The 25,849-nt window shown below is 66.1% G+C and carries 33 protein-coding genes and 1 pseudogene; 25 read left to right on the forward strand and 9 right to left on the reverse strand.

From position 1 onward, the window contains the following. Position 1 precedes the first annotated feature (1 nt). Positions 2–1,648 carry an L-aspartate oxidase gene (gene nadB / locus C4901_RS07095; RefSeq protein WP_110136725.1) on the reverse strand — a complete coding sequence of 549 codons (1,647 nt, stop codon included), beginning with the start codon at positions 1,646–1,648 and terminating at the stop codon, positions 2–4. A 181-nt stretch (positions 1,649–1,829) separates the two neighbouring features. Here nadB and rpoE point away from each other — a divergent pair, with 181 nt between their 5' ends. The 12 genes and pseudogenes from rpoE to acpS (C4901_RS18505) form a co-directional block, all read left to right on the forward strand. Further along, positions 1,830–2,417: an RNA polymerase sigma factor RpoE gene (gene rpoE / locus C4901_RS07100; protein WP_240611840.1), complete on the forward strand. Its 588-nt coding sequence runs from the start codon at positions 1,830–1,832 to the stop codon at positions 2,415–2,417. Between the two features lie 26 nt (positions 2,418–2,443). After that, positions 2,444–3,022 carry a sigma-E factor negative regulatory protein gene (locus tag C4901_RS07105; protein WP_168185611.1) on the forward strand — a complete coding sequence of 193 codons (579 nt, stop codon included), beginning with the start codon at positions 2,444–2,446 and terminating at the stop codon, positions 3,020–3,022. Then, entirely contained in the window at positions 3,019–3,999 is a 981-nt protein-coding gene (locus C4901_RS07110) for a MucB/RseB C-terminal domain-containing protein (RefSeq protein ID WP_110136728.1), read from the forward strand. The genes C4901_RS07105 and C4901_RS07110 overlap by 4 nt, the downstream gene beginning before the upstream one ends. 27 nt (positions 4,000–4,026) lie before the next feature. Continuing rightward, positions 4,027–5,424 (forward strand): Do family serine endopeptidase, encoded by a 1,398-nt coding sequence (locus tag C4901_RS07115; RefSeq protein WP_205736254.1) that lies wholly within the window; start codon positions 4,027–4,029, stop codon positions 5,422–5,424. Positions 5,425–5,510: 86 nt separating this feature from the next. Next, on the forward strand, positions 5,511–7,304 hold the full coding sequence (gene lepA / locus C4901_RS07120; RefSeq protein WP_205736255.1) for a translation elongation factor 4: 1,794 nt from the start codon (positions 5,511–5,513) through the stop codon (positions 7,302–7,304). Between the two features lies 1 nt (position 7,305). Further along, complete coding sequence (gene lepB, locus C4901_RS07125; protein WP_110136729.1) at positions 7,306–8,073, forward strand: signal peptidase I; 768 nt, start codon at positions 7,306–7,308, stop codon at positions 8,071–8,073. 29 nt (positions 8,074–8,102) lie between these two features. Beyond that, entirely contained in the window at positions 8,103–8,480 is a 378-nt protein-coding gene (locus C4901_RS07130; RefSeq protein ID WP_110136730.1) for a DUF4845 domain-containing protein, read from the forward strand. After that, positions 8,477–9,148, forward strand: coding sequence for a ribonuclease III (gene rnc, locus C4901_RS07135; RefSeq protein WP_110136731.1), 672 nt, complete (start codon positions 8,477–8,479; stop codon positions 9,146–9,148). The genes C4901_RS07130 and rnc overlap by 4 nt, the downstream gene beginning before the upstream one ends. Then, positions 9,145–10,047, forward strand: a complete 903-nt coding sequence (gene era, locus C4901_RS07140; RefSeq protein ID WP_110136732.1) for a GTPase Era — start codon at positions 9,145–9,147, stop codon at positions 10,045–10,047. Before rnc ends, era begins: the two co-directional genes overlap by 4 nt. Positions 10,048–10,050: 3 nt before the next feature. After that, a complete protein-coding gene (gene recO, locus C4901_RS07145) occupies positions 10,051–10,764 on the forward strand; it encodes a DNA repair protein RecO (protein ID WP_110136733.1) in 714 nt (237 codons plus the stop codon). 241 nt (positions 10,765–11,005) lie between these two features. Beyond that, complete coding sequence (pdxJ, locus tag C4901_RS07150; RefSeq protein ID WP_110136734.1) at positions 11,006–11,731, forward strand: pyridoxine 5'-phosphate synthase; 726 nt, start codon at positions 11,006–11,008, stop codon at positions 11,729–11,731. Next, positions 11,728–12,093, forward strand: a pseudogene (gene acpS, locus C4901_RS18505) (holo-ACP synthase); the annotation flags it as partial. The gene pdxJ and the pseudogene acpS (C4901_RS18505), both read left to right, overlap by 4 nt. Before the next feature lie 369 nt (positions 12,094–12,462). On the opposite strand, the gene C4901_RS07160 reads toward acpS (C4901_RS18505), so the two are convergent. Both C4901_RS07160 and C4901_RS07165 read right to left on the reverse strand, forming a co-directional pair. Further along, a complete protein-coding gene (locus C4901_RS07160; RefSeq protein WP_110136735.1) occupies positions 12,463–12,771 on the reverse strand; it encodes a type II toxin-antitoxin system RelE/ParE family toxin in 309 nt (102 codons plus the stop codon). After that, on the reverse strand, positions 12,768–13,034 hold the full coding sequence (locus C4901_RS07165) for a type II toxin-antitoxin system ParD family antitoxin (RefSeq protein WP_110136736.1): 267 nt from the start codon (positions 13,032–13,034) through the stop codon (positions 12,768–12,770). Before C4901_RS07165 ends, C4901_RS07160 begins: the two co-directional genes overlap by 4 nt. A 256-nt stretch (positions 13,035–13,290) precedes the next feature. Between C4901_RS07165 and acpS (C4901_RS07170) the strand changes: the two genes are divergently transcribed. Further along, a complete protein-coding gene (gene acpS, locus C4901_RS07170) occupies positions 13,291–13,608 on the forward strand; it encodes a holo-ACP synthase (protein ID WP_110136737.1) in 318 nt (105 codons plus the stop codon). Between the two features lie 150 nt (positions 13,609–13,758). Here the strand turns inward: acpS (C4901_RS07170) and C4901_RS17995 are convergent, their stop codons facing one another. The 4 genes from C4901_RS17995 to C4901_RS07185 form a co-directional block, all read right to left on the reverse strand. After that, the gene (locus C4901_RS17995; protein ID WP_205736257.1) at positions 13,759–14,079 is read right to left on the reverse strand and encodes a hypothetical protein; all 321 of its coding nucleotides are present in this window, start codon (positions 14,077–14,079) and stop codon (positions 13,759–13,761) included. 123 nt (positions 14,080–14,202) lie between these two features. Next, entirely contained in the window at positions 14,203–14,346 is a 144-nt protein-coding gene (locus C4901_RS18000; protein WP_205736258.1) for a hypothetical protein, read from the reverse strand. Next, positions 14,327–14,686 carry a hypothetical protein gene (locus tag C4901_RS07180; RefSeq protein ID WP_145960646.1) on the reverse strand — a complete coding sequence of 120 codons (360 nt, stop codon included), beginning with the start codon at positions 14,684–14,686 and terminating at the stop codon, positions 14,327–14,329. Before C4901_RS07180 ends, C4901_RS18000 begins: the two co-directional genes overlap by 20 nt. A 184-nt stretch (positions 14,687–14,870) precedes the next feature. After that, on the reverse strand, positions 14,871–15,131 hold the full coding sequence (locus C4901_RS07185) for an oxidative damage protection protein (RefSeq protein WP_065971209.1): 261 nt from the start codon (positions 15,129–15,131) through the stop codon (positions 14,871–14,873). Between the two features lie 126 nt (positions 15,132–15,257). On the opposite strand from C4901_RS07185, the gene C4901_RS07190 reads away from it, so the two are divergent. Next, entirely contained in the window at positions 15,258–15,665 is a 408-nt protein-coding gene (locus tag C4901_RS07190) for an iron-sulfur cluster assembly accessory protein (protein WP_168185612.1), read from the forward strand. After that, positions 15,650–16,957, forward strand: coding sequence for an ATP-grasp domain-containing protein (locus tag C4901_RS07195; RefSeq protein WP_110138566.1), 1,308 nt, complete (start codon positions 15,650–15,652; stop codon positions 16,955–16,957). The genes C4901_RS07190 and C4901_RS07195 overlap by 16 nt, the downstream gene beginning before the upstream one ends. On the opposite strand, the gene C4901_RS07200 is transcribed toward C4901_RS07195, so the two are convergent. Then, complete coding sequence (locus C4901_RS07200) at positions 16,893–17,912, reverse strand: AI-2E family transporter (protein ID WP_110136740.1); 1,020 nt, start codon at positions 17,910–17,912, stop codon at positions 16,893–16,895. The two genes, C4901_RS07195 and C4901_RS07200, sit on opposite strands and share 65 nt — an antisense overlap. A gap of 450 nt (positions 17,913–18,362) precedes the next feature. Here C4901_RS07200 and C4901_RS07205 point away from each other — a divergent pair, with 450 nt between their 5' ends. The 3 genes from C4901_RS07205 to C4901_RS07215 all read left to right on the forward strand — a co-directional run bounded on the left by C4901_RS07205 (position 18,363) and on the right by C4901_RS07215 (position 19,597). Next, on the forward strand, positions 18,363–18,749 hold the full coding sequence (locus C4901_RS07205) for a hypothetical protein (protein WP_110136741.1): 387 nt from the start codon (positions 18,363–18,365) through the stop codon (positions 18,747–18,749). Between the two features lie 82 nt (positions 18,750–18,831). Continuing rightward, positions 18,832–19,194 carry a hypothetical protein gene (locus C4901_RS07210; protein ID WP_145960647.1) on the forward strand — a complete coding sequence of 121 codons (363 nt, stop codon included), beginning with the start codon at positions 18,832–18,834 and terminating at the stop codon, positions 19,192–19,194. 64 nt (positions 19,195–19,258) lie between these two features. Continuing rightward, positions 19,259–19,597, forward strand: coding sequence for a hypothetical protein (locus C4901_RS07215; RefSeq protein ID WP_145960648.1), 339 nt, complete (start codon positions 19,259–19,261; stop codon positions 19,595–19,597). 43 nt (positions 19,598–19,640) lie between these two features. Here the strand turns inward: C4901_RS07215 and C4901_RS07220 are convergent, their stop codons facing one another. Further along, complete coding sequence (locus C4901_RS07220) at positions 19,641–21,236, reverse strand: ATP-dependent RecD-like DNA helicase (protein WP_168185613.1); 1,596 nt, start codon at positions 21,234–21,236, stop codon at positions 19,641–19,643. A 230-nt stretch (positions 21,237–21,466) separates the two neighbouring features. Here C4901_RS07220 and C4901_RS17260 point away from each other — a divergent pair, with 230 nt between their 5' ends. The 7 genes from C4901_RS17260 (at position 21,467) to C4901_RS18970 (ending at position 25,811) form a co-directional block, all read left to right on the forward strand. Continuing rightward, a complete protein-coding gene (locus C4901_RS17260) occupies positions 21,467–22,243 on the forward strand; it encodes a hypothetical protein (protein ID WP_145960649.1) in 777 nt (258 codons plus the stop codon). A 71-nt stretch (positions 22,244–22,314) separates the two neighbouring features. Continuing rightward, entirely contained in the window at positions 22,315–22,632 is a 318-nt protein-coding gene (locus tag C4901_RS07230) for a hypothetical protein (RefSeq protein ID WP_145960650.1), read from the forward strand. A gap of 30 nt (positions 22,633–22,662) precedes the next feature. Continuing rightward, positions 22,663–23,436, forward strand: coding sequence for a hypothetical protein (locus C4901_RS17615; RefSeq protein WP_168185614.1), 774 nt, complete (start codon positions 22,663–22,665; stop codon positions 23,434–23,436). A gap of 41 nt (positions 23,437–23,477) precedes the next feature. Further along, the gene (locus C4901_RS17620; RefSeq protein ID WP_240611841.1) at positions 23,478–23,813 is read left to right on the forward strand and encodes a glycogen-binding domain-containing protein; all 336 of its coding nucleotides are present in this window, start codon (positions 23,478–23,480) and stop codon (positions 23,811–23,813) included. Between the two features lie 51 nt (positions 23,814–23,864). After that, complete coding sequence (locus C4901_RS07240; protein ID WP_145960651.1) at positions 23,865–24,449, forward strand: RNA polymerase sigma factor; 585 nt, start codon at positions 23,865–23,867, stop codon at positions 24,447–24,449. Next, positions 24,433–24,954, forward strand: coding sequence for a glycogen-binding domain-containing protein (locus tag C4901_RS07245; RefSeq protein WP_110136749.1), 522 nt, complete (start codon positions 24,433–24,435; stop codon positions 24,952–24,954). The genes C4901_RS07240 and C4901_RS07245 overlap by 17 nt, the downstream gene beginning before the upstream one ends. After that, positions 24,951–25,811, forward strand: coding sequence for a hypothetical protein (locus C4901_RS18970; RefSeq protein ID WP_110136750.1), 861 nt, complete (start codon positions 24,951–24,953; stop codon positions 25,809–25,811). The genes C4901_RS07245 and C4901_RS18970 overlap by 4 nt, the downstream gene beginning before the upstream one ends. The last annotated feature ends 38 nt before the right edge of the window (positions 25,812–25,849 follow it).

Here is a 25,849-nt window from a genome sequence, read left to right on the forward strand (position 1 = left end):
CTCACGGCCAGTGGTCGCCCGGTACCCGGCAGGCCTGGGCGTAGTGCGGCGGGGTGAGGACGGTGTCACGCGCCGGGCGCGTGCGGTCGGGCTCCGGGTAGTCGCGCGAGTAGTGCAGGCCGCGGCTTTCGGTGCGCGATTGCGCGGAGCGGATGATGAGCTCGGCCACCTGCACCAGATTGCGCAGCTCGATCAGGTCGTTTGAGATCTTGAAGTTGGCGTAGTACTCGTGGATCTCCTGGTTCAGGAGCCCCACGCGGTGGATGGCGCGCTCCAGGCGCTTGTTGGTGCGCACGATGCCCACATAATCCCACATGAAGCGCCGCAGCTCCTCCCAATTGTGCGACACCACGACGCCCTCGTCGGCATCGGTCACGCGGCTCTCGTCCCACGGCGGGAGTGCGACCGGCGGGGGGGTGGTGGCCAGGCATGTGACGGCATCCTCGGCGGCGGCGCGCCCGAGCACCAGGCATTCGAGCAGCGAGTTGCTGGCCAGGCGATTGGCGCCATGCAGCCCCGTGCAGGCGCATTCGCCGATGGCGTAGAGCGCGGCGAGATCGGTGCGGCCGCGCAGGTCGGTGAGGATGCCGCCGCAGGTGTAGTGCGCGGCGGGCACCACCGGGATCGGGCCCTGCGCCATGTCATAACCAAAGCCCAGGCAGCGTTCATAGATATTCGGGAAGTGATCGACGATGAACGCGCGCCCCTTATGACTGATGTCGAGGCCGACGGCGTCGAGACCCAGGCGTTTCATCTCGCTGTCGATGGCGCGCGCCACGATGTCGCGCGGTGCGAGTTCCGCGCGCGCGTCGTAGTCGGGCATGAAGCGCGTCCCGTCGGGCAGAAGCAAGAGGCCACCCTCGCCGCGCACGGCCTCGGAGATCAGGAAGGATTTGGCCTGCGGATGGTAGAGGCAGGTCGGATGGAATTGCACGAACTCCAGGTTGGCCGTGCGGCAACCCGCCCGCCACGCCATGCTGATGCCGTCGCCCGTGGAGGTGTCGGGGTTGCTGCTGTAGAGGTAGGCTTTGGAGGCGCCACCGGTGGCAAGCGCGGTGAGGCGCGCGCCATAGGCGTCGACCGCGCCGGTGGTCTTGTTCAGGGCATAAAGCCCAAGGCAGCGGTTGGGACCGCTTAGGCCGAGTTTGGCGCTGGTGACAAGGTCGACTGCGATGTGATCGGTGAGGATATGGATGCGCGGGTGGGCCGCGGCCTTGGCGGCCAACGTGGTCTCGACCGCCCGCCCGGTGGCATCGGCGGCATGCACCACGCGTCGCTGGCTGTGGCCGCCCTCGCGCGTGAGATGGTAGCGGCCATCGTGGGTGGTGAACGGCGCGCCCTCGGCGATCAGCCAGCGGATGGCCTGCGGGGCGCGTTCCACCACGAATCGCACCGCATTCTCCCGGCACAGGCCGGCGCCGGCATCGAGCGTGTCCTGGATGTGCGACTCGAACGAGTCCTCGGGACTCAGTACCGCGGCGATTCCCCCTTGCGCATAGAGGCTCGAACCATCGACCAATCCGTCTTTGGCAAACAGTGCCACCCGGCCATGGTCGGCCAAATGCAGGGCCATGGTCAGTCCGGCGAGTCCGGAGCCTATGACCGCAAAATCGAAGTCATGGGGATTGGGGTCTGCGGGTTTCTTCATCGGTGATGCAACGCGCCAGCGGGTTTTGCGCTATCATAGTGGCTTTAGTCCTTATTGCAAAACGAGCCACCGAGGCGATAGAACGCCCACCTATGCCGACTGCCATGGATACCGCAAAATCTTTGCCGAGGGGCGAACCTTTTCCCATGGCCGTGGTCACTTGCAAGTGGTAGGAAGCCCTTTGAACGACAACCCGGACCAGAGCCTCGACCAGGATCTGGTGGCGCGCGTCAAGAAGGGCGAGAAGGGCGCCTTCGATCTGCTGGTGCGCAAGTACCAGCACAAGATTGCGAAGCTCGTGGCCCGCTACGTGTACGACAGGACCGAGGTCGAGGATGTCACCCAGGAGGTCTTCATCAAGGCCTACCGGGCGTTGAACGGCTTTCGTGGAGAGAGCGCGTTCTATACTTGGCTGTATCGCATAGCGATCAATACCGCCAAGAATCATCTGGTGTTCCAGGGGCGGCGGCCGCCGTCTTCCGACCTCGAGGCCGACGAAATGGAGTTGGCCGAGGAAGGTTCGAGTCTGCGCGAGATTGCGACGCCCGAACACAGCGTATTGACCGATGAGATCGCACGCACCGTGACGCGGGTGCTGGAGGCCTTGCCGGAGGATTTGCGGACGGCCATTACCCTGCGCGAGATAGAAGGGTTAAGCTACGAAGAGATCGCCGCGATCATGGAATGCCCCATCGGGACCGTCCGGTCACGGATCTTCCGGGCGCGCGAGGCGATTGACAAGGAATTGAAGCCGTTGCTGGAGCTGTGATGGGTCTTCGTGGGCGGAGAGGGTGTATGAAAGAGACACTGTCGGCGTTGATGGATGCGGAACTCGGGGCGAAGGAGCGCGGAAAGCTGCTTGATCTGGTGGTGGAGGACGGCGAGCTGCAGGCGCTCTGGGGCCGCTATCACATGACCCGCGCGATCCTGCGCGGCGAGTGGGACGGCAAGCCGCTCGTAGACCTGTCGGCGCATGTCTTTGCGGCGCTGGCCGAGGACGGGGCGGCGCCCGCGACACCGACCTTCTGGGGCCCGCTCGGGCACCACAGGGGGTGGCAGGTGGCGCGCTTTGCGCTGGCGGCATCACTGACCGCGGCCACCGCGCTCTTTGCGTTGCGCGTGGCGGTGGTGGGCGCTCCGCCCACCGGGGCATCGCCGGCGTCGATGCAGACCGCGCTCGCGGCGCCCTTGCCGGCGCCGCCGCATTACGTGGAAAGGGCGCACTGGCAGGGCCCCCGGTGGCGCCGGCGGCTCAACGCCTTCCTGCTCGAGCATTCGGCGGTCGCGCCGCTCGCGGGGATCAACGGTCTGTCCTATGTCCGATTGGCGGCCTATAACGGTCCGCCGGCACGGGGGGTACGGAACAAGCCATGAAGGATCGGCGGCCGCTGTGGGCCGCGGGCCTTGTGCTGATCAGCGGCGCGGCCTTCGCAGACAGCGCGCGCGTCTGGCTCGAACGTATGCAGGACGCCGCGCATACCCTCGATTACACCGGTACCTTCGTTTATCGCCATGACCGCCTGTTGTCGGCCATGCGCATCGTGCATCGCGTGGCCCATGGTCAGGTGACCGAGCGTCTCACCACGCTCGATGGGCGTCGCCAGGTGATCATTCGTCGCCACGGACAGATCAGCTGCTATCTGCCCCATGATCGTGTGGAGTTCATCGAGCAGCGGGCCATGGCCTTGAAGACCTTCCCGGCGCTCATACCCACCCACCTAAAGCCCCTGCGCCGGTTCTATGCGATTCATCTCGGCGGGCTTGGACGCGTGGCCGGGGCGATGGCAAGGCTCGTGGTGATCGACCCGCGTGACAACTACCGCTATGGATACAGGCTGTGGGCGGATCGCAAGAACGGGCTGTTGTTGAAGGCCACGATCATAAACCATGGTGGCAAAGCCATCGAGCAATTTCTGTTCACCCATCTGCGCCTGCGGCACAAGATTCCTGCCTCGGCCGTTGGACCTATTGGCGTAGGGCATGCCGACACCTATAAAGAGGAACGGGGCGAGCTGTTTCCCGATCCCACGCCGACCTGGACGGTGACGCGGGTGCCTCCCGGATTTCGCTTGGCCATGCACCTCATGCGGCGCATGGCCGGACACAAGGGGATCGTGCAGCATCTTGTCTATTCGGACGGTCTCGCGGGGGTGTCGGTATTCATAGGCCGGCGCGCGCGGCGCGCGCCGGGCCATGCGCAGCTCTATCGCCTGGGGGCCTTGCATGTCTTTCGCACGGTCGTGGACCATAGGATGGTGACAGCACTTGGGGATGTCCCGACCTTGACGGTCGAGACCATGGCGCTGTCGGTGCGACCGCTCGCCCGGAGACCCGGACCCGCGGCGCCCTGAATGGACGGGGGTTTTCAAAGGATGGTCATGATCGCGCGCAGGATGATGCTGTCGGTTTGGTTCATGGTGATGACGGCGGGCAGCGCGGCATGCGCGGCACGCTTGCCCGATTTCGCCCATATCGTGCGCGAGAACCGCGCGGCGGTGGTCAATATCAGCAGCACCGAGGTCATGAAGGGTGCGGTGCCCGGATTTGGGTTCGGTGCCCCCGGGATGCCCGGGGCCCCCTCGAACCCGCTCTTTCGCAGTCTGCCTCACGACAAACAGGCGGCCCCGCAGCCGTTCGTGACCAAGTCCCTGGGATCGGGCTTCATCATCGCCGCCGATGGCTACATATTGACCTGCGCACATGTCATCAACCACGCCAAGCAGGTGATCGTGAAGCTCGCCAACAACCACGACTATGTGGCGCACGTGGTCGGCCTCGACACCAAGAGCGATGTGGCGCTCCTGAAGATCCCCGCGACGCATCTCGCGACCGTGCATATCGGGCATACGTCGCGCCTGCAGGTCGGTGACTGGGTGCTGGCCATAGGGGCCCCGTTCGGGTTCGAGAATTCGGCCACGGCCGGGATCGTGTCGGCGGTCGGGCGCAATCTCCCGGGCTCCGATTATGTGCCCTTCATCCAGACCGACGTGCCGATCAATCCCGGCAACTCCGGCGGTCCGCTGTTCAACACCCGTGGCCAGGTCATCGGCATAAACTCGCAGATCTACAGCCGCACCGGCGGTTTCATGGGCCTGTCGTTTGCCATCCCGATCAATCTCGCCATGCGCATAAGTCAGGACCTGAAGACCAGCGGGCATGTGCCGTGGGGCTGGCTTGGGGTCACGATCCAGGATGTGACACGCAAGCTTGCGGCATCGTTCGATCTGCGCAAGCCCTATGGGGCGCTGGTCTCCGAGGTCCTGCCCGGCAGCCCGGCCGCGCATTCGCGCTTGAAGGCGGGTGATGTCATCGTGCGCTACGATGGCCATCCGATCACGCGCTCGTCGGACCTCCCGCCGCTCGTGGGGTTTAGCCCCATCGGCGCGACCGCCCACCTTAAGGTCATACGCAACGGTCACCCCGAGACCCTGTCGGTGGTGGTCGGGGCCCTGCCCGAGACCCTGCCGGCGAGCTATACACGGCCGCCGCGCAAGCCGCGCGACAACGCCTCGCTCGGGCTTGCGCTGCGCGATCTCACCGGCCATCAGCGGCGCGAACTCGGTGTAAACCGGGGGGTGTTCGTCGAGGGGGTGAGCCGGGGTCCGGGCGAGAAGGCCGGCATTGCGCCGGGCGATGTGATCTTAAGCCTCGCCGGACACCCGGTGGCGAGCGTGGCGGCGTTCATGGCGATATTGGCGCATGTCCCGCCGCGGCGCCCGGTGCCGGTACTTATCCACAGGGACGGGAGTTCCGTGTTCCTGGCCCTGGCCAAATAGTTGGTGTGACCCGCGAAACCCGGTATGATGCGGCAACACGCCCGTGACCGGTTTTCGCGGTAAACGTCCACGCATCAAGGCCAAGCTTGCAAGATCGCATTCGAAACTTTTCGATCATCGCCCATATCGATCATGGCAAGTCGACGCTCGCCGATCGCTTCATCGAATGGTGTGGGGGGCTGAGCGCGCGCGAGATGGCAAGTCAGGTGCTTGATTCCATGGATCTGGAGCGCGAGCGCGGCATCACCATCAAGGCCCAGAGCGTCACCTTGCGCTATGTCGCGCACGACGGCCTGACCTACGAGTTGAACCTCATCGATACCCCCGGACACGTCGACTTCTCCTACGAGGTGTCGCGCTCGTTGACGGCCTGCGAAGGGGCGCTGCTGGTCGTCGATGCCGCGCAAGGGGTGCAGGCGCAGAGCGTCGCCAATTGCTATACCGCCGCCGAACTCAATCTCGAGATCGTCCCGGTCCTGAACAAGATCGACCTGCCGGCCGCTGATCCCGAGCGCGTGGCGCGCGAGATCGAGGACATCATCGGGGTGCCGGCCGCCGGGGCCATCCGCGCGAGCGCCAAGACCGGCGAGGGCATACGCGACATCCTGGAGGCGATCGTGGCGCTGGTGCCGGCGCCGAAGGGGGATGAATCGGCGCCCTTGAAGGCGCTGATCGTCGATTCCTGGTTCGATCCCTACCTCGGCACCATAGCCCTCGTGCGCGTGGTCGATGGCGTGCTCGCCCGCGGCACGCGCGTGCGCATGATGGCCACGGGCCGCGACTACGAGGTGGAGCAGGTCGGGGTGTTCACGCCCAAGCGTCAGGCGGTCGACGCGCTGCATACAGGCGAGGTCGGTTACGTGGTGGCCGGTGTCAAGGACGTCAAGGGGGCGCGGGTGGGCGACACCATCACCGAGGCCAGGCGTCCGGCATCCGCGCCGCTGCCCGGGTTCAAGGAGATCAAGCCGCGGGTGTTCGCCGGCCTCTATCCGATCGAGGCCGGGGATTACGACGGCTTCCGCGAGGCCCTGGACAAGCTCAAGCTAAATGACGCGTCCTTGCATTTCGAGCCCGAGACCTCGGAGGCGCTCGGTTTCGGTTTCCGTTGCGGTTTTCTCGGCATGCTGCACATGGAGATCATCCAGGAGCGCCTCGAGCGGGAATATGGCCTGAACCTGATCACCACCGCCCCGACCGTGATCTACGAGGTGGAGACCGCCAAGGGGGAGTGCCTGCGCATCGACAATCCGGCGCGCCTGCCCGAGCCCGGCAGCGTGCGCGAGATCCGCGAGCCGATCATCGCCTGTCGCGTGCTGGTGCCGCAGGAGTATCTGGGTCCCGTGATCCAGTTGTGCGTGGAAAAGCGCGGGGTGCAGACCGACCTGCGGTTTCTCGGGCGCCAAGCGATGCTGTCCTATGAGCTGCCGATGAACGAGGTGGTCATGGACTTCTTCGACCGTCTGAAGTCCCTGAGCCGTGGCTACGCCTCCTTCGAGTACGATTTCCGTGAATTCCGCCCGGCCGATCTCGTGCGCGTCGATGTCCTCATCAACGGCGACCGGGTCGATGCACTGTCGATCATCGTCCACCGCGCCCAAAGCCAGTATCGCGGACGCGAACTCATACATCGGCTGCGCGAACTCATACCGCGCCAGATGTTCGATGTCGCCATCCAGGCGGCGATCGGCGCGCACGTGATCGCCCGCGAGACGGTCAAGGCGCTGCGCAAGAACGTCACGGCCAAGTGCTACGGCGGCGATGTGAGCCGCAAACGCAAACTTCTCGAACGTCAAAAAGAAGGAAAGAAGCGCATGAAACAACTCGGGTCCGTTGAAATCCCCCAAGAGGCGTTCCTCGCCGTGCTGCGGGTCGATAAATAAGATGCTGCTCGATGACTTCTCGGAGTGGCTCGTCGGCCTGCTCTTTTTGAGTGGCATCCTGTGGGCGATAGATGCCGTGGTGCGCAAGGACAAGACCAAGCGGCCCCCGCTGTACGCCGAGTATGCGCGGTCGTTCTTCCCGGTCATCCTGGTGGTGCTTTTGATCCGCTCGTTCGTGGTGGAGCCGTTTCGCATCCCGTCGGGGTCCATGATTCCGACCCTGCACGTCGGCGACTTCATTCTCGTGAACAAGTTCGCCTACGGCCTGCGGCTGCCGATCCTGCACACCAAGATCCTGTCGGTGGGCGAGCCCAAGCGTGGTCAGGTCGCGGTGTTCCGTTACCCGAAGAACCCGTCGATCGACTATATCAAGCGCATCGTCGGACTCCCCGGGGATCACATTGCCTATATCAATAAGCAGCTCTATATCAACGGCAAGCTTATCCCGCATTATCACAAGCGGCCTTACCTGTACACCGAGCAAAATGGCCAGGTCCTGGAGGCCTATCGGTATACGGAGAAGCTCGGAAAGATCAAGCATCACATCATCCTGATCCCGGGGCTCACCCAAAAGCCCATGCATTTCGTGGTGCCTCCGCACGAGTATTTCGTGTTGGGCGATAATCGGGATTTGAGCGATGATAGCCGTTACTGGGGCTACGTCCCGCAAAGGAATCTGGTCGGCCGCGCGTTCCTCATCTGGTTTAGCTGGAATACGGCGCATGGCGGCGGCGTGGATTGGAAGCGGATAGGGCGTAGCATCCCTTAAGCATAAGGAGAACATCCGCGGGAGGACTTATGGCGTGGCGAAGGGAGCGCGGTGCGTCGTTGTGGAGTGCGCTGGTATGCGTGATCGTCATTGGATTCTGGGTGTTTCTGGCCTTCAAGATCTGGCCGTCGTATCTGGACAATTGGCAGATCGAGAAGGCGCTTGCGAGTGTCGCGAAGCAGCCGGGGGCCGCATCCATGGGGCGCAGCGGTCTGCGGGAGGCCGTGCGGCGGGAGTTCTCGGTGGGCTACGTAAGCCATGTCTCGGTGCACAAGGATCTGCATTTCCAGCGCACCGCGCAGGGGACGCTTGTGATGGTCTTTCGTTATCACGTACGTATACCCATCTTGGCTAATATTGCCGCGGATCTCAGCTTCGACGACCGGCATGCGGTGACCGGCCGTTGACCGGGGAGGCCCGACTGTTGCAGCGCTGGGGTTATGTGTTTCGTGATCCCGAGCAGCTCACCCAGGCGCTGACGCACCGCAGTCACGGGGCGCGCAACAATGAGCGCCTGGAGTTTTTGGGGGACGCGGTCGTGAATCTGGTCATGGCCGACGCTCTGTACGCGCGCTTTTCCGATCTTACCGAGGGCGAACTGACGCGCCTGCGCGTGCGCCTAGTGCGTACCGAGACCTTGGCGGCCGTGGCGCGCGAGATCGGTCTCGGGGGCTTTTTGCGGCTCGGCGGCGGGGAATTGAAGAGCGGCGGCTTCGACCGCGACTCGATCCTGGCGGATGCCCTCGAGGCGGTCGTAGGCGCCGTGTATCAGGATGGCGGCTACGAGGCGGCGCGCACCATCCTGCTCGATCTCTTTGCCGGGCGGCTATCGGGGATCGAGGTCCATGCGCAGATCAAGGACGCCAAGACCACCCTCCAGGAGTTTCTGCAGGCGCGGGGCCGCGAGCGGCCGCGTTACGATCTCGTGGGTGTGACCGGGCAGGATCACGAACAACACTTCGAGGTCGCCTGTCTGGTGGCCGGCCTTGCGCCGGTGCATGGCCGGGGCGCGACCCGTCGTCACGCCGAACAGGAGGCCGCGCGGCTCGCGCTGAAGCGGTTGGGCGGTCCATGAGCGCCTACCGCAGCGGTACCATTGCGGTCTTCGGGCGCCCCAATGTCGGCAAGTCGACGCTCATCAATCGCCTGCTGGGGCACAAGCTTTTGATTACGTCCCCGAAACCGCAGACCACCCGCCATCGCATCCTCGGGATCAAGACCACGGCGGATGCCCAATTCCTGTACCTCGACACCCCGGGTCTGGTGTGGGGCGGAAAGGGGGGCTTGGCACGGCAGATGGATAGCGCCGCGGCCTCGGCGATCGCCGAGGCCGACTGCCTGGTGCTGGTGGCGGCCTGCCCGCGGCTGCAGGACGATGATGAGCGGGCGCTCGATTTCGTGAAGGATTTGCGCGGCGACCGCCCGCTGATCCTGGCCTTGAACAAGGTCGACCGCATGGCGCGCAAGGAGGCCTTGCTGCCGCTTTTGGCGGCGCTCGCCGAGCGCCGGATCGCAACCGAGATCGTCCCCTTGTCGGCGCGCGATGGCAGCAATGTCGAGGCCCTGGAGGCGGTGATCGCGGGTGTCCTGCCCGAGCGCTGCGCGCTCTATCCCGAGGATCAGTTGAGTGATCGCAGCGACCGCTTCGTGGCCGCCGAATTCGTGCGCGAACAGGTGTTCCGGCGGTTCGCCCAGGAGATCCCCTATGTGACGACCGTGGACATCGAATCGTTTCGTGAGGAAAAGCGGCTTGTTCGCATCGAAGCGGTCATCTATGTCGAAAAGGAGGGCCAGAAGGCGATCCTGGTGGGGCAGGGCGGGGTCGGTCTCAAGGCCGTGGGCAGCGCCGCCCGGCGGGCGCTCGAGCGCCATCTTGGACGCAAGGTCTATCTCGGGCTGTGGGTGAAGGTGCGGGGCGGCTGGTCCGACGACGCGCGCGCCTTGCAAAGCCTGGGTTATGGGGGCGACAATTGATTTATGCGCACGGACAGCGAACGCGGCTTTGTTCTGCATCGTTACCCTTATGGGGAGACGAGCCTGCTGCTTGAGGCGTTCACCCATGGCTGCGGGCGTGTGGGGCTCGTGGCACGCGGCGTGCGCCGGCCCGGCAGGGCCTTCGCCGGGGCCCATCTGCGGCCCTTCCAGCCGCTGCTTCTGAGTTGGTCGGGGCGCGGGGATCTCGGGACGCTTACGCGTGTCGAGGCCCCGGAGACGGCGATCGGGCTCAAGGGTAATGGTGTGTGGTGCGCCTTTTATGTCAACGAACTCGTGCTGCGGCTCCTGCATCGCCACGAGGCGCATGCCGATCTTTATGGCGCGTACGACGACGCGTTGCGCAGGCTCGCGGAAGGGTGCTGCCAGGAACAGGCCTTGAGAATATTCGAGAAGCGCCTGCTGGCCGGCCTTGGATACGGATTGGCGCTCGCCCATGATGCGCGTACCGGGGAGCCGTTGCGCGCCCATCGGGCCTACCACTATCTCCCCGACGAAGGTCCCGTGGCCGCCGATGGCGAATCCCGGGGTGTGGCGGTCAAGGGCGCGACTTTGATCGCGCTGGCGCGCGAAGCGCCCCTGGATCCGGAACAGTTGCGCGAGGCCAAGGCCCTGCTGCGCGCGGCACTTGCCCCCTTGCTGGGAGATAAGCCGCTGTACACGCGCAGCCTCTTTCGCAGCATGCAGCCGCGCCCATAAACGTCCCGGCAACCCGGGCCCCGGACGGTCTCTCGGGGCCTGTGAGGGGGGTATCCCCGGGACCGGCGGGTGGGGTGGCCCACGGGCGGGTCGTGGCCGGCCCCCATCGCCGGGGGGTCTTCTCCGCGCCGCCGGGCCATGGATAAAGGCCGGGCCGTGCGGCCCACGATGCGGGCAACGGGCGTATCGATACACCTTTTCTCCCGCGACTAGGGCGCGGGTGGGCAGACGAGGACCCCGCATGAAGCTTGGTGTCAACATCGACCATGTGGCCACCCTGAGGGCGGCGCGCAAGACCCGTTATCCCGACCCCGTGCAGGCCGCGCTCGTGGCCGAGCAGGCCGGGGCGGACGTGATCACCCTGCATCTGCGCGAGGATCGGCGTCATATCCAGGAGCGCGACGTGGTCTTGCTCTCGGGGATGCTCAGTGCGCGCATGAACCTCGAGATGGCGGTCACAGACGAGATGCTCGCGATCGCCGCCCGCGTGCAGCCGCAGGACTGCTGCCTCGTGCCCGAGCGACGTGAGGAGCTGACGACCGAGGGCGGGCTCGACGTCGCAAGTGCCGAGGACAAGGTCGCCGCGGCCTGTGCCCGGTTGGCCGAGGCCGGTGTCCGGGTCGCGCTTTTCATAGACCCGGATGCGCGCCAGGTCGAGGCCGCGGTACGCGCGCGGGCGCCGGTGGTGGAGTTTCATACCGGTACCTATGCCGATAGCAAGGGGGCCGAGCAGGCGCGCGAGTACGGGCGGCTGCGCGAGGCGGTGGCGCTGGCGCACGGGCTCGGCCTTATCGTGCACGCCGGACACGGCCTCCATTACCACAATGTCGAGGCCGTGGCCGCGATCCCGGGTGTGGTCGAACTCAATATCGGGCACGCGATCATCGCACGCGCGGTGTTCACAGGTCTCGGGCCGGCGGTGGCCGAGATGAAACGGCTCATGGTCGCCAGCGCCTCGCCCCCGTGATCCTAGGGATCGGCACCGATATCGTACAGGTGGCGCGGCTCAAGGCGGGTCTTGCGCGCTTTGGCGAGCGTTATGCGCGCCGCATCCTCGATGCCGCCGAATATGGCGAGTTCGAGACCAGCGCGCGCCCGGAACATTTCCTGGCCAAGCGCTTTGCCGCCAAGGAGGCCGCCGCCAAGGCCTTCGGTACGGGGTTTCGCGGGACGTTCGGCCTGCGCGACATCCGCGTGACGCACGACAGCTTGGGATGCCCGCGGCTGGTATTGGCGGGCGGGGCGCAGGCGCATGCCGCGCGCCTCGGGGTGCGTGCCCTGCACATCACCTTGAGCGACGAGGCCGACTACGCGGTGGCCTTCGTGATTGGGATGCCCGCGGCTGGTATTGGCGGGCGGGGCGCAGGCGCATGCCGCGCGCCTCGGGGTGCGTGCCCTGCACATCACCTTGAGCGACGAGGCCGACTACGCGGTGGCCTTCGTGATCTTGGAAGGGCCGTGAGCATGCCGGGGCGCGGATCGCCCGGTGGTGGTGCCGGCGGTCCGCTCTGTGGTGAACAACGCCGCCCAGGCCTTATGGCTAGGGGTTGGCGCTTTGACGAGCGCTGATGTGCGGACGCCCACGTTATTTCGATCTCCAGGATGGTGCTCGTATCCCCCGGTATGCGAATTCGGCCGGAAAGGACTCAGCGGCACAAGATGGAACGATCAGATCACGCTGCTGAGTAGAGTTCTGGTTTACTGTCTCTGGTCGCCGGGCGCCAGGATCGCGGGAATATCGCGGGCACCGTGGAGGATACGGATGATCGTGACGTCCTCCCGTGTTGCCACAAAGAAGATCACGTAGTGGCCGTGGGCGCAGGAACGGATGTCATCCCCAAGCTCTGGCCGTAGGCGGTAGCCGGGCGGGTTGGCTGCGATTCGCTGGCATTGGACGCGCAGCTCTTGGATGAAACTTACGGCTCGCCCGGGATTGTCGGTGGCGATGTAATCGCCGATGGCCTCCAGGTCCTGCTCCGCGAGCGCGGTAAAGGTCAGCCGCGTCAACGCGCTTGGTCATCAGCCTGGGCGCGGTACTTGGCCAAAAGCCGTGCGAACACCTCGTCGGCGGGTTTGGGTGCGCCACTATTCTTGCCAGCCGTGATGTCGGCGCGCAGGGCTTGCAGCTCGGCCTGATGGCGTTGCTCGTGTTCTTCCAGCAGGCGCAGGCCCGCGCGTACGACTTCACTGGCGTTGTTGAATCGACCGCTTTGCAGCTGCTCCCGGATGAAGGTCTCGAAGTGGCTGCCTAGGGCCACACTGGTCGGCATGGCGGATGTCCTCTCTGTTAGTAACAGTTATTACAACAGTGCGCGCCTTGTTCGTCAATGCCGGCGCCCGGCTGAGGGAGGTGTGTATTCCCACGGCTCAGTCTGGTCAAGCCGGGGCTTATGCGGCTCGTGTCTCGGAGGGGGATGGTTGGCGTCAATGGGCGCGGAACCACCCCGGGGACACGGCCTGTGTCTCACGCCGGGATAGGTTGAGGCGTCGGGTCAGAAAAAGGGCGGGACGTGGCACGCGCGCCGCATCCTCGATGCCGCCGAATATGGCGAGTTCGAGACCAGCGCGCGCCCGGAACATTTCCTGGCCAAGCGCTTTGCCGCCAAGGAGGCCGCCGCCAAGGCCCTCGGTACGGGGTTTCGCGGGACGTTCGGCCTGCGCGACATCCGCGTGACGCACGACAGCCTGGGATGCCCGCGGCTGGTATTGGCGGGCGGGGCGCAGGCGCATGCCGCGCGCCTCGGGGTGCGTGCCCTGCACATCACCTTGAGCGACGAGGCCGACTACGCGGTGGCCTTCGTGATGCCGCGCGCCTCGGGGTGCGTGCCCTGCACATCACCTTGAGCGACGAGGCCGACTACGCGGTGGCCTTCGTGATCTTGGAAGGGCCGTGAGGCGCATGCTATGGCGTGGCTCACCCGGTAGGGGTGGCGGCGGTCCATCCCTGGCAATAAAGGCCGCGGGTCGGTAGCGATCGTCCAGGCGGCGCAGGACCTATCGTGGCCGAGCCGTGGGGTTTGCAGCCGTTTGCGGCTGTCTTGCAAACCGTGCGGCGATGGTGTCGCGAATCTCGGCGATACGTTCCGGCGTCAGTTGGGTCAGTTTTGGCAAGAGATGCAGAACAGATGATTCCTGGACCAATCCATGCGCGATCATGGCGTCCAAAAACGGGCCATCCTTGTCGCGGTTGGCCGCTGTCTTGGCGATGAAGAGATCGGCGGGATGCATGCAGCGGCCCACCACCTGATGGGTGTTGGCGCTGACCAGGGGATAACAGCGTGCCAGCCACCCGTCGGGGGCGACTACCGTATCCATGGAGACTCCTTGGGCATACACGCCAAATGTTTTACTAAAATGGGATTCCTCGCCAATGGCCCCGTCGATGAGATCGGATTTCCGCACGTCGTCATCGATGGGAATGATGTCCGCCTCCATCGACTATGTAAGGACCGGCAGGATCTGGTGATGGCGGTATTTCTTGAGCCAGGGAACGATGGACTGGCTGCCCACGACGATGACTTCGGTGTCGCCGATGATCGCGCCTGACGCGCGGATCAGATGCTCAAGCTGACGTTCGTCCATGGTCGTGCGCCCATCGTTTCTGGAAATCGAGCAATACCGCCGTTCTCTCGCGTACGGTGAGGACGCCGGCCCACGGCGAACTCTGGCGCATGTCGATGCCGTGTGCGGACGGATCCAGCATGACCTCGTACAGGCGCTCGAGATCAGCGTCGCCGCCATCGAGGGCCCCCTCCAGGAGCGGGATCCAGCGCGCAAGCCAGATGTCATTGGGGTGTTGCGCCGCAAAATGGCGCGCCCACATCAAGACCGCGGTGATGGGCACGCGCGGGTCGGGTGCCTGCACGACTTTCTCGAAGACCGCCCGGACCAGGCACAGGCTCTTGGCTTCGTGTCTCCTCATCCCGGTGCGTAAAAGTGGGACCGATATCATACGCCGCGGGCGGGTGTCGCGCACCCATCGTTGCCGGGCGGCGCGACGCCAAGGGGCATTCAACAACAGGCTCATGACCGCGACGCGGGCATGCTGCGGTCGAGGCCTCGCCCGATGGTTGGCGCCGGATACGGGGCCCGGCGGGCCGCTCCCTTTACTTCTTGCCGCCGGCCGCTTTGACGACCGGGGGGCGTCCCTCGAACAGGAAGGCGCGCATCATGGCCTCGATGTCGTTTTGGGAGTCGGGGTCGGCGGTATTGAGGTGGTGGTCATTCATGAGCACCGACAGCTGGTCCAGCCACTGGCGCCAGGCCTCCTGCGAGACCTCGTCATAGATGCGCTGGCCAAGTTCGCCCGGATAGGGGGGGCGCTCGAGACCGGGCGCGCTGCGCTTCAAGACCCGACACTGAACCATGCGCACGACGGACGTCCTCTGTGAGTTCGGTATCGCCAGTATAACGGAGCCCGGGGCCCCTTAGGAAGGCGCCCTTACGAGATGTCGCCGCGGGCGCTATACTGGGGCTTTCCGAAGGAGGTTCTCATGATGGGGCAAGAACAGGCGGTGGCAAGCACCATGCCGGCGTTTCCGGCGCAGCTCACAGACGAGATCCAGGTGACCGGTCCGGCGCACACGAAGCTTGGCGAGATCGTCGCGCAGGCGGCGGGTGACGGGGTGATCGGGATACGGGTCTACGTCTCGGGCGGCGGCTGCAGCGGCATGACCTATGGCATGGTGATGGCCGAGGCCGAAGGGCCGCGTGATGCCGTCTGGGCGAAGGATGGCCTGAAGATCTTCGTGGATGCGGTGGCCTTGAGCTATCTGGAGGGCGCCGAGATCGATTACACCGAGGACGGTGAGCCGCGCTTCCTGTTCCGCAACGTGTTCGCGCGCTCCGGGGGCGGTGGGGCGTGCGGCGGGTGCGGTGGCGGCGGGTGCGGGAGTCATTAAGGCGACCGCGACTCCTGCTCATAGCGCCGTTCGGGTCCTACCGGACGGCGCCGTTTCTGGCCGCCGCCAGCGCACGCGCGGAGGTGGTACTGGTCAGCGAGGGTACGGCGAATGTGGTGAGCAGCGGACTCCCCGGTCTGCGCCTGCCCTTGGACGACCTCGATGCCTGCGAGCACGCCGTGCGCAAGGAGATGGATCGCGGCGGGGTATTTCAGGCGATCCTGGGACTCGACGACTGGGGGACAGAGGTCGCCGGGGCGCTCGCCCCGCGTCTCGGGCTTGCCGCTAACCCGCCGCAGGCGCTCGCGATCGCGCGTCGCAAGGATCGGGCGCGTGCGGTCTTGCAGGCGGCCGGCGTCCCGGTCCCGTGGCATCGGGTGCTGGCGCTCGATGGCGCGCTGCCGGCGCTCACCGATCTTCCCTACCCGCTGGTGTTGAAGCCGGTCGCCCTATCGGGCAGCCGTGGGGTGATGCGCGCAGACGACGAGCCCGGGCTGCGCGCCGCGATCGCGCGGCTTTGCACCATTCTCGGACGTGATGAGAGGGCGGTGTGGAACCGGGCGCTCGTCGAGCGCTTCGTGCCGGGTTTCGAGATTGCGCTCGAGGGCCTGCTCACGGGTGGCATCTTGCGGACGCTCGCGATCTTCGACAAGCCCGAACCGCTCGATGGACCGTTTTTCGAGGAGACCTATTACATAACGCCCTCGCGACTGGATGCCGCGACGCGTGAGACGGTACGCGAGGTCGTGGAGCGCGGCGCGCGTGCCTATGGCCTGCGCGAAGGCCCGATCCATGCCGAGTGCCGGTTGAACGCCGAGGGCGTGTGGGTGATCGAGATCGCGGCGCGCACCATTGGGGGTCTGTGCGGGCGGTTGTTGCGGTTCGGGACCGGGCTGTCGCTCGAGGATCTCGTCGTGCGTCACGCGTTGGGAGAGGAGGTGGCGGTCGGCGCGCGCGCGGGCGCCGCGGGCGTACTCATGATCCCGATTCCGGGGCTTGGCATCCTGAAGCGTGTCGAGGGGCTCATGGCCGCCGATCGCGTGCCGGGGGTGGTCGAGGTGGTGATCGATGCCCGCGAAGGGCAGGAACTCGTGCCGCTGCCGGAGGGGGCGAGCTATCTCGGTTTTGTGTTCGCCGAGGGCCCCGACCCGGCGATGGTCTACAAGGCCCTGAAGACCGCGCATGGCCACCTGCGTTTCGTGTTGGCGCCGGTGTGGCGCCCGACGCTCATGCCGGCGGGGGAAGCTGCGACTGACGCAACCACGACTGCCACAGCGATGCCGCGAGCATGATGAGCAGGGGGCCGGCGATGACCCCCACCAGCCCGAACACCTTGGCCCCGCCGAGGATGCTGAGCAGCAGGGCCATGAACGGCACCGAACTCGCCTTGCCGGTCACGAGCGGACGCAGCAGCAGGTCGGCGGCGGTGATGACCGCAGCCCCCCAAGCGGCGGTGAGCAGGCCGGCAAACACGTGGCCTGTGAGCATGAGCCAGCCACACACCAGCGCGAGCACGGCCCCGGCGCCGAACGGGATCGCCGACAGCAGGGCGGTGGCGATCAGCCAGATCGACCACAGGGGCATGCCGGCGAGCCCATAGCTGAGGCCGATGAGCCCTCCTTCGACCAGTCCCACGCCGATGATGCCGAGCATCACCGAGCGTGCCGCGTCGGCCGCGGCGGTCAGCACCTGCTGGCCGCGCGGCCCCCATAGGGTCTCGGCGATCCAGATCAGCTCCGCGCGCATCTTCTCGCCGCGCAGGGCGAGCGAAAACACCACGGCGCTCGCGATCAGGGTATGCAGCAGAAAGATCCAGATGTGCCCGAGGCTTGCCTTGATGAGGTCCGAGTGATTGCCGAGATAATGGACCAGCACGTTGGCGTTGAGCTTATGGAGGTGCTGCGCGAGCCAGGGCCCGATGAAGCGCGTATGGGCGAGCTGCGGGGGCACCGTCACGAGCGGCGCGCCGCTCTTCCAGCGCGCGATGCGCGGTGCCAGTTTGGCGGCGAGCGTCTGGATGACGAGCCAGGATGGCAGCACGATGACCGCAAGCCAGGTCAAGGCATGCAGCGCGGCCCCGCCCCAGCGCGGCAGGCTCAAGGCGCGTTCGACGGTGAGCTGTACGCGCCAACCCACGGTACACAAGACCGCCCCCATGAAAAGCGGCACGAAGTAGGGGCTCAAAGGGTAGAGCCCGATGACGAACAAGGCCGCGAGCGCCGCACGCCCGTACCAGGCGTTACGCATCAGGCGCAAACCCGGGGGTGTGCGGTCCGATGGGCCGCGGGTGGCGCGTCGATGGCGGCGTCCGCCGGCGGTGACACCTCGTCTACGGGTCTTTTGTGCGGACGCGCCCGGCCGGGGTGCGCGGCGCGACCGGCCGGCGCCCCGTTTGTGATGCGAGAGTGTTTCACGCGTTGTGCCCTCCGTTGCTCCGGCGCCTGAGTCGTTGACGGCAACGAGTCTATCATAACGTCAGATAGGCTCCGCGCGCCGCAGGCGGCGTGGGAGGGGCCGGTGTCTGGGGTGTCGCGCACGCGGCTTTGGGTAGCCCGGTGGATTTCCGTGGGCGGCTGGGCTAGGCTAAAAGGCCGGCGCGCAGGCCATAAGCCCGAGGCGAACTGGGTTTGCCCGGGTGGCGGCGTGCGCAGGGTGATGAGGACGCCGGAGCGGCGTGGCAGACGGCAGGGAGGCCTTATGATCGGAGGTCTCATGTCGGCGTCGTACGCGATCATTCGTCCGGGCGACATCCTGAAACGCAACAAGGGCTTGCACGAGCATGTCGGGGTGGCATGGTTCGACGGCCGGGTATTGCATAATAGTCCCCGCTTGGGCGAGCATCTGTCGAGCGTCGATGAGTTTGCGGCCGGACGGGCGATACGCGTGCAGCCGACGCCGGCGCGCTACCGTGACCGCGTGCTGGCCCAAGGCACGGCGGTCTTGCGGGCGCCGCGTGGCTACCATCTCCTGCGCAATAACTGCGAGCATACCGCCCACTATGTGGTGCATGGGCGGCCGACGAGCCCGCAGCTCCTGGCCTGGACGGTTATCGCTCTATTCGGCGCGTTCGTCGCCTTGCGATAACAAAATGACACAGCGGGACGATTCTTCGCGGCCGCCGATGCGTTATGCTGGAGCCAAGCTTGGTGTCTCGAGAGGAATGGAGATGACCATAAAACATCCCTTTGTCACCGCTGTAGCGCTGGCCGGCAGCCTGTTCGTCGTGGCCGCCCGCGAGGCGTATGCGACGCGCGCGGTGATGTGGACCATGCACCCGCAACTCCTGCAGGTCGATGACGACGATGATGACGGCGGCGACGACGACTGGTTCCCGCTATGGTTCGGTTTTCGCGCCTTTGCCCCGCGGCGACGGGTCATCATAGAGCGCAATTATTATCCGCCGCCGCCCCCGCCGCAGCCGACCTACTATTACTACTGTCGGAATCCGCAGGGGTACTACCCGCGCATACCGAACTGCCCTAGCGGCTGGCTGCGTGTCGTGCCGCCAGGCGATGCCGGGCCCCCCTGACATGGCCGGCGCGGGGGTGATGGACGGCGGGAGCGTATCGTCGGCGCGATCAGGCGAATGGCGCGTGGAACTGAGCCCGGCGGCACGGCGGGCCCTTGATGCGCGCGCCGCACCCTTATATGTGGAGATGGAGCTTTTCTTCAGCTGCCTCATCCGCAAACGCTTGCTTTGGGACCGCCCGCCGCCCGCGGATAGCGTTCCCCTGCCATCATCCGACGGCCACCCGCGGCTCGTGGCGTGGTTTCATCCGGTGATGGCGCGGCATTGTGCCCTACCGAACGATGCCGCGCTCGAGGATCTGCCGCTCATGGATTTCCCGCTCAGCCGGCGCCAGGCCTTCCGTCCCCATTGGCTGCGCCTCGATTATCGTGGGGGGGCCTTTTGCGGGGAGTTCGGCTGGTAGCGCCTCTCTCGCGCAGGCGATGCGCGAGGGCTGGTGCCCGCCATCACAGGCACAACCAGACCTGCTCGGCGGCGCGCGTGACGGCCACGTACAGCGCCCTATGATAATCGTCGGCATGGCCGCCGGCGGCCATGCCATAGAGGTCGGCGACATCGATGAGGGCGTAGTGGAAGGTGCTCCCCTGGGCCTTGTGGGCGGTCACGGCATAGGCGTGCATGACCGGCGCACAGGCGCGCGTCACCGCCCAGGCGCGGCGGAAGTCCTCGGGCGAGCGATGGTCGGCGGCGCGATAGGCCGCCCATGTCTTACGCACCAGCCGTTGGTGCTCGCCGGCGTCGCGCGCGAGGAAGATCTCGACCGGCTCCGCGCCTGGGGCCTGGGCCTGCACCCGCCAGGCGGCTATGTCGAGGTAGGGATGGCGCAGGGGTTCGCATAACGTCACGGTCAGTTCCGTGTTGTTGGCGATGAGATCCACGAGCGCGTCCCGGCGTTCGCGATCGGCGCCGCGTGGTGATCCATCCCCCTCGACCGGGGCCAGGGCCTCTTCCCAGGCCTTCGGCGTACGCTCGGCCATGCGCACTTCGCAGTGGAAGGCGTATAGGGTCTCGCGCGCGATCAAGGTCTCGCCCGGCCAGAACGGCGCCTCGTCAAAGGTCTTCCCGTCATCTTGCCCATACAACGCCGACAGCCCTTTGTGGATGTAGCGGTTGCGCTCGTCGACCACGCGATTGCGCCAGGCGATCACGCGGATGTCCTTGGCCGGACGCCGCCTGCGCAGGGTCACCGCCCCCTCGGCGGTCTGAATGGCGCGTGCGAGATGCACCCCCGGCATTTCGCCGGCGCGTTCGGCCAGATAGCGACCGATGGCCTCCGGCCCGAATGTGCCGCGGATCTCGCCTTCGATATAGCGGCGGATCTCGCCGGCGAGCTGGATGATGGGATGGGGCCGACCGGTCGACTTTTGGCGGACAACCTCGGTCAGATCGTGACGCTCGGCCCCGGATGCGAACACCGGCGGCGCCAGGGCGCCCTGCTCGCCGAGGGCAAGCCCCTGCTGGCGATCATCGCCGACGGGTGTTTCCTCCACGGGTAGCAATTGCCCGGGGTCCCCTATATAGACCACGCGCGTGCGCGCGCTACGCACGAACCGTTCGATATATGCCAGCAGATCCGGCCCGACCATGCTCGATTCGTCGACGAACACGAGATCGTATGCCTCGAAATACAGGGTCTTCGGGTGGCGATCCAGGGTGATACGCATCACCCCTTCGTGGGTCTCGCGCAGCTTTAAGCCAAGCAGCGCATGAAGCGTGCCGGCCCAGACCTTGGCGCGCACCGGGCGCGCGAGCTTGGCGGTGATGACCGAGACCGCCTTGTGGGTGGGGGCGCACACCGCGACCTTGAGGCCGCTTCGGCACGCCGCCTCGATGAGGTGCACGGCCAACCAGGTCTTGCCGGTGCCGGCATAACCCGACAGCACCCGCAGTCCCGCGGTCTCGGAGGGTGCCAGACAGAAGGCATGCAGGGCCAGATAGGCGCGGCGCTGGCTTGGCGTCGATCCTTTCGGGCAGGCCAGGCGTTTTCGGGTCGTGGTCTTGGTGCGCATCTCGGGTGGCGGCCATTGTGTCGGCAAGGCCATCGGGCCGGTCCGCCGGGACCAGGGCGATAGGCCGGCCGGGGTACCGGCGCGGTGCCCGTCACCATAGCATGGGCCGGGCCGCTCCCAAAGGTGGATAATCGCCGCGCGATAAACGCGGGGTCGGCGTGATGGCCGCTGCATCGGTCGTTGTAACCTTTCACCGAGCCCGGCCGTCTTAGTGGGTGAAAAGGGAGGTCATGGGGACCTTGCCTTCCAAGGGAGCACGTACAATGATGATACGAACGGGATTGACAGTACTGGCACTCACGGCCGCCCTGCCGGCGTTTGCCGCGTCCACGACCTTCACGGGCAAGGTTGAGGTCGCCCTGCGCCATCAGGGCTTCACGGCGAACGAGGCGGCACGGATCGCGCATGAGGCCGCCCGTCATTACCGGGGCCCTGCGGCCGCCAAGTTCGCGCAAGGCCTTCAGCATCTTCCGACCCTACCCAAGAGCGACTATAACGGCGCGACCTTGAAATCACAGGCGCAGACGGCCTATGCCAGAGTCTTGACCCAGGCCTTTACGAAGGCCGAAGGGGCGAGGGATGTCGCGGCGACATGCCATGCCTTCACGAAGGCGGTGAAGATGGGCACCGAGCCTTTGGCCACGGCGCGTCTCGTGGTCGAGGGACTGAAAGACGGTCTCCGCGGTCGCGCCCTGGCGAAGCTTACCCACCAGTATACGGTGCGTATTCATAAGGGCGTTCCAGAGAAGGTCGCCTATCGCGAGAGTCTGACGGCGAATGTGAGCCATTCTTCGAGTTTTCGCTCATCGAACGCCGGTGATCGTTTCGCTCATCCTTCGTCTCCGGTCGGCCAGCCGACGGGTATGAATCCGACCCCGGGTGCCATGGGTGCTAATGTGAATGGCATGGGCAACGCCCCCGCCGGCAGCATGACCGGGGCCATGGGTGCCGGTGCGGGTGCGGGTGCTGGCGCCATGAGCGGACCTGGCGGGATGGGTGCCGGGGCTGGCGCCGGTGGCGGCTCCATGGGTCGGCCCTGATACGGTTGATCGGGTCCGGCGGGAGGGGTCTCGGCCTCCCCCGCCTTTTCGACGGTAACGAGGAGGATGTCATGAAAAATCACGGAAGTCTTCCAATGGTATTGGTGTTGTGGGTGGTGGCGGCCACGCCGGTCTGGGCGGGGACGCTTTCGACGACGCGCGGCGGGGGTGGGGAGGGTCTCGGCGCCCAGACCTTGCATCAGCAAATCGCCTCGCCCGAAAACGGCTATTTCTCGCCGCGCGCACAATTCAACGGTGCCGGCACGACCGTCAGAAGCCCGATCGGCGGCTATGGCTCAAACGGCTTCATGTCTCCGTCGGGACAGACTATGTCGAGCCCTCAAGGGGGAATGGGGCCGTCGGGCATGAACGGTTCGGGTACACGTTAAGAGTCACGGACAATGGTTAAGGGAGGGGTTGTGAACAAGAGAATCCGCGTAATGACGGTGGCCATGGGGATGGTTGTCGGGGGGGTGGTTGTCGGTATGGGCGCTGCGCAGGCGGCGATCTTCGGAGGCGTGGACGCAGGAGCCCTCTGGGAAAGCAATTTCACGGGGGCAACGGGGGGTCTGGCCGCCCAGTCCGTGCTTATGGGCGTCTACTCCGGCTACGTCGGGGCCTATAAAGGCTTCGACAAGAATCGCGGCGCTTTCGTCGTGTCGGCCAATCTGCAGGCCAATCGCCTGCGCCGCTTCACGGTTCTCGATAACGACGTCTTCGGAGGATCGGTCGGTGTGTTTCATGATCTGGGGCAGAACGCCTCGATGCTCGCAACCGTGGGCGGAGAGGCGGTGCGATTTAGCAATAGCGCTCGGGATCTGGCGACTTATATGGCGCGACTACACTTCAAAGAGGGCAGCCAAACGCTCTGGGTGGGCGAGACCGGCGAATACGACGACGCCCGCGGCCAAGAGAATTTCAGCACCTATCGCGGCTACAGCGCCACCCTCGCTGTCAACTGGAAGCCGATCACATCGGACGTGATCACACTGTCGGCGGCACGCGCCCATGATCGCTACAACATCCCGACGGCCTCGATCCGGACATCGGACGCGGGAAGTCTCGGATGGCTTCAGGAGCTCGGACACGGGATCTACGTGCGGGCCCAGGCGAGCCGCGAATATGTGACAGTGGCAGGCGGTCCGGGGTTTCATACAACGATCTACGCTGCCGGGCTCGGGGCCACTTTCTAGGGGTCTTTGGCGGCCGCGAGGAGGATTGCTATAGTGGGGGCATGGCAGCGACGAATAGGGGCAGAAGAGGGCGAGGATGGGTATCTATAGGCATCCTTGCGGTCTTTGGGTTGGGTTGTGCTGCAGCGCACGAGGTCCCGTTTCGCCTATATGCCCCTGCGGCGCGCAAGGTTCTCGTATGCGGCAGTTTCGCTCATTGGCGCTGCGTGGCATTGCATCGGGGCCGGCACGGGGTATTCCGGCGCCGCCTAGCGGTGGCGCCGGGGCTTTATGAGTATGGGTTTCGGGTCGACGGTCATTGGCGTCTGGGGCGGCATGCGCCGCGCGTGCGCGATGGTCTTGGCGGCCACAACGATCTGCTGGTGGTGGGGCGCTAGAAAGAGACGATTGGTGGGCGTACCCGCCGCTTGCGACCGGTGGCGGTGACGATGACCGAGCCGGTGGAGGATCGGGACCATGGGGATGACGAAGAGCGCGCCTGGATCGCGCGCTGTCTTGCCGGGGACAGGGCGGCGTTTCGACCGCTCGTCACGCGCTACGCGCGCATGGTGCACGGCGTCATCGCACGATTGGCGCCCGAGGCCGATGTCGACGACCTCGCGCAACAGACCTTTCTCGCGGCCTTTGAGCACCTTGATCAGTACCGCGAGGCGTCGCGATTTTCGACATGGCTCTGTCAGATCGCGGTCAACAAGGTGCGTGACGAGCATCGCGCCGCGCGTCGCCGCCCGGAGTTGCGCGGCGATGACGATTATGACATGCGTTACGAAGAGGGGCCCGAGGATCAGGCGCTCGGGCGCGAGCATGGGCTGCGGCTTGCCGCCGCGCTCGCGCAACTGGGCGCGGGCGATCGCGAGCTTTTGGTGTTGAAGTATGTCATGGAGGAGGGCTTCGAGACGGTCGCCGAGATCCTGGGTACGAGCGTCGGGGCGGCCAAGGTGCGCGCCCTGCGCGCGCGCGAACGGTTGCGGCGGATACTGAGCGGCGGTGGGGCGTATGGCAGACGAGACTGACAGACTACTTTCGGAAGGCGAGATCGACGCGGCCTTGAGGCGCTGGCGGCAGCCGGCCGTGGCCGACGATTTCGTGGATCGGGTGATGGCGCGCATCGAGACTGCCGAGGGGCGGCGACCGCGCCGCGCCCTGATGCGCCCGTGGGTGATCGCCGCCGGGGTCGCGATCGGGGTTTTGGCGGCGGCCCTGCTGCTGCACGCGGGGACCGCACGCGTGGCGCCGGCGGGCACGCGCTTTGTGCGTTTTTCGCTCAGGATGCCGCAGGCCGAGCAGGTGGCGGTGGCCGGCAGTTTCAACGGCTGGGGGCGGCGCATCGCGCTGCATGCGCGCGGTCATGGCCTGTGGACGGTGCGCATCCCCTTGCGTGCCGGACAGTACAGCTATGTGTTCGTGGTGAACGGGCATCATGTGATGCCCGATCCGCATGCCGAGGGCTATCGTCCCGATGGCTTCGGGGGCCGGAATTCGGTGATCATCGTCGGATCGCGGGGGATGGCGGCATGAGATACGCGCGCCTGCTGCTCTGGGCCGGGCTCGCGATGCTGGCCGCCGGTACGGCGGCGTGGGCGTCGGTGTCACCGGCGGCGGCGCTACGGCACGCCGGCGTATCCGCGCCCAAGGCGCATAGGTTGGTGCGCGAGGCGCACGCCGCGGGGGTGGGGGTGGCGACCGTCGAGCGCTGGGCGCGGCGTTTATCGGCGCTGCATCACGAGAGACTCCCGGTGTCGCTGGCCGTGGATCAGATCTTCGAGGGCCTCGTGAAAGGGGTGCCGGCTGCACGCATTACCGACGGCCTGCGTGTGTTTGCCCGGGATCTGCAGGGTGCGCGGCGGACGCTCGATCGCCACGCCACGCCCGCGTCCGTCGGCCACCACCCGCGCGCGGTGCGCCACGCGCTGTCGGATCTCGTGATCGCGCGTCGCGCGGGGCTCGATGGGGCCGCGCTCGATCGCCTCTTGGGCCGGCGACGACTTACGGTGTCGCGGCTATCGATCTATGTCCAGGTGGCGACCGATCTGCGCGGCTGGGGTATGGGGCGTGGCGATGTCGTACGCACACTGGGCGAGGCCCGGCGCAAAGGCGTGTCGCGACACAGGTTGCTCGTGCTCGATAGGGCGCTCGCCCGCAAGGCCGCCGCGGGACAAGGACCCCGGCACCTTGGTGGGATGCTGAGAGGCGGGCTGGGGTTGCGATCGCCGATGGGCCCCGGATCATTATCGGGACCGGGGGGCGCGACCGGGATGCCGGGGAGCGGTGGGGGCATGATGAGTCCAAGACCGGGCCCCACGATAGGCCCCGGTGGCATGGCAGGCCCCGGTGGCATGGCAGGCCCCGGTGGGGCGGCGATGGGTCGGCCGTGATCAAGGCCCATTCCCGGCCCGCGGGCCGCGGTTTTCCC

The sequence above is a fragment of the Acidiferrobacter sp. SPIII_3 genome, from assembly GCF_003184265.1.
Lineage (GTDB): Bacteria > Pseudomonadota > Gammaproteobacteria > Acidiferrobacterales > Acidiferrobacteraceae > Acidiferrobacter.

Coding starts and splice junctions, on each gene's coding strand:
- nadB (WP_110136725.1), bottom strand. CDS start 1,648: ATGAAGAAACCCGCAGACCCCAATCCCCATGACTTCGATTTTGCGGTC.
- C4901_RS07105 (WP_168185611.1), top strand. CDS start 2,444: ATGAAAGAGACACTGTCGGCGTTGATGGATGCGGAACTCGGGGCGAAG.
- C4901_RS07110 (WP_110136728.1), top strand. CDS start 3,019: ATGAAGGATCGGCGGCCGCTGTGGGCCGCGGGCCTTGTGCTGATCAGC.
- C4901_RS07115 (WP_205736254.1), top strand. CDS start 4,027: ATGATCGCGCGCAGGATGATGCTGTCGGTTTGGTTCATGGTGATGACG.
- lepB (WP_110136729.1), top strand. CDS start 7,306: ATGCTGCTCGATGACTTCTCGGAGTGGCTCGTCGGCCTGCTCTTTTTG.
- C4901_RS07130 (WP_110136730.1), top strand. CDS start 8,103: ATGGCGTGGCGAAGGGAGCGCGGTGCGTCGTTGTGGAGTGCGCTGGTA.
- era (WP_110136732.1), top strand. CDS start 9,145: ATGAGCGCCTACCGCAGCGGTACCATTGCGGTCTTCGGGCGCCCCAAT.
- recO (WP_110136733.1), top strand. CDS start 10,051: ATGCGCACGGACAGCGAACGCGGCTTTGTTCTGCATCGTTACCCTTAT.
- pdxJ (WP_110136734.1), top strand. CDS start 11,006: ATGAAGCTTGGTGTCAACATCGACCATGTGGCCACCCTGAGGGCGGCG.
- C4901_RS07165 (WP_110136736.1), bottom strand. CDS start 13,034: ATGCCGACCAGTGTGGCCCTAGGCAGCCACTTCGAGACCTTCATCCGG.
- C4901_RS17995 (WP_205736257.1), bottom strand. CDS start 14,079: ATGGATACGGTAGTCGCCCCCGACGGGTGGCTGGCACGCTGTTATCCC.
- C4901_RS18000 (WP_205736258.1), bottom strand. CDS start 14,346: ATGGACGAACGTCAGCTTGAGCATCTGATCCGCGCGTCAGGCGCGATC.
- C4901_RS07180 (WP_145960646.1), bottom strand. CDS start 14,686: ATGAGGAGACACGAAGCCAAGAGCCTGTGCCTGGTCCGGGCGGTCTTC.
- C4901_RS07185 (WP_065971209.1), bottom strand. CDS start 15,131: ATGGTTCAGTGTCGGGTCTTGAAGCGCAGCGCGCCCGGTCTCGAGCGC.
- C4901_RS07190 (WP_168185612.1), top strand. CDS start 15,258: ATGATGGGGCAAGAACAGGCGGTGGCAAGCACCATGCCGGCGTTTCCG.
- C4901_RS07200 (WP_110136740.1), bottom strand. CDS start 17,912: ATGCGTAACGCCTGGTACGGGCGTGCGGCGCTCGCGGCCTTGTTCGTC.
- C4901_RS07205 (WP_110136741.1), top strand. CDS start 18,363: ATGATCGGAGGTCTCATGTCGGCGTCGTACGCGATCATTCGTCCGGGC.
- C4901_RS07210 (WP_145960647.1), top strand. CDS start 18,832: ATGACCATAAAACATCCCTTTGTCACCGCTGTAGCGCTGGCCGGCAGC.
- C4901_RS07220 (WP_168185613.1), bottom strand. CDS start 21,236: ATGGCCTTGCCGACACAATGGCCGCCACCCGAGATGCGCACCAAGACC.
- C4901_RS17260 (WP_145960649.1), top strand. CDS start 21,467: ATGATGATACGAACGGGATTGACAGTACTGGCACTCACGGCCGCCCTG.
- C4901_RS07230 (WP_145960650.1), top strand. CDS start 22,315: ATGAAAAATCACGGAAGTCTTCCAATGGTATTGGTGTTGTGGGTGGTG.
- C4901_RS17620 (WP_240611841.1), top strand. CDS start 23,478: ATGGCAGCGACGAATAGGGGCAGAAGAGGGCGAGGATGGGTATCTATA.
- C4901_RS07240 (WP_145960651.1), top strand. CDS start 23,865: ATGACCGAGCCGGTGGAGGATCGGGACCATGGGGATGACGAAGAGCGC.
- C4901_RS07245 (WP_110136749.1), top strand. CDS start 24,433: ATGGCAGACGAGACTGACAGACTACTTTCGGAAGGCGAGATCGACGCG.
- C4901_RS18970 (WP_110136750.1), top strand. CDS start 24,951: ATGAGATACGCGCGCCTGCTGCTCTGGGCCGGGCTCGCGATGCTGGCC.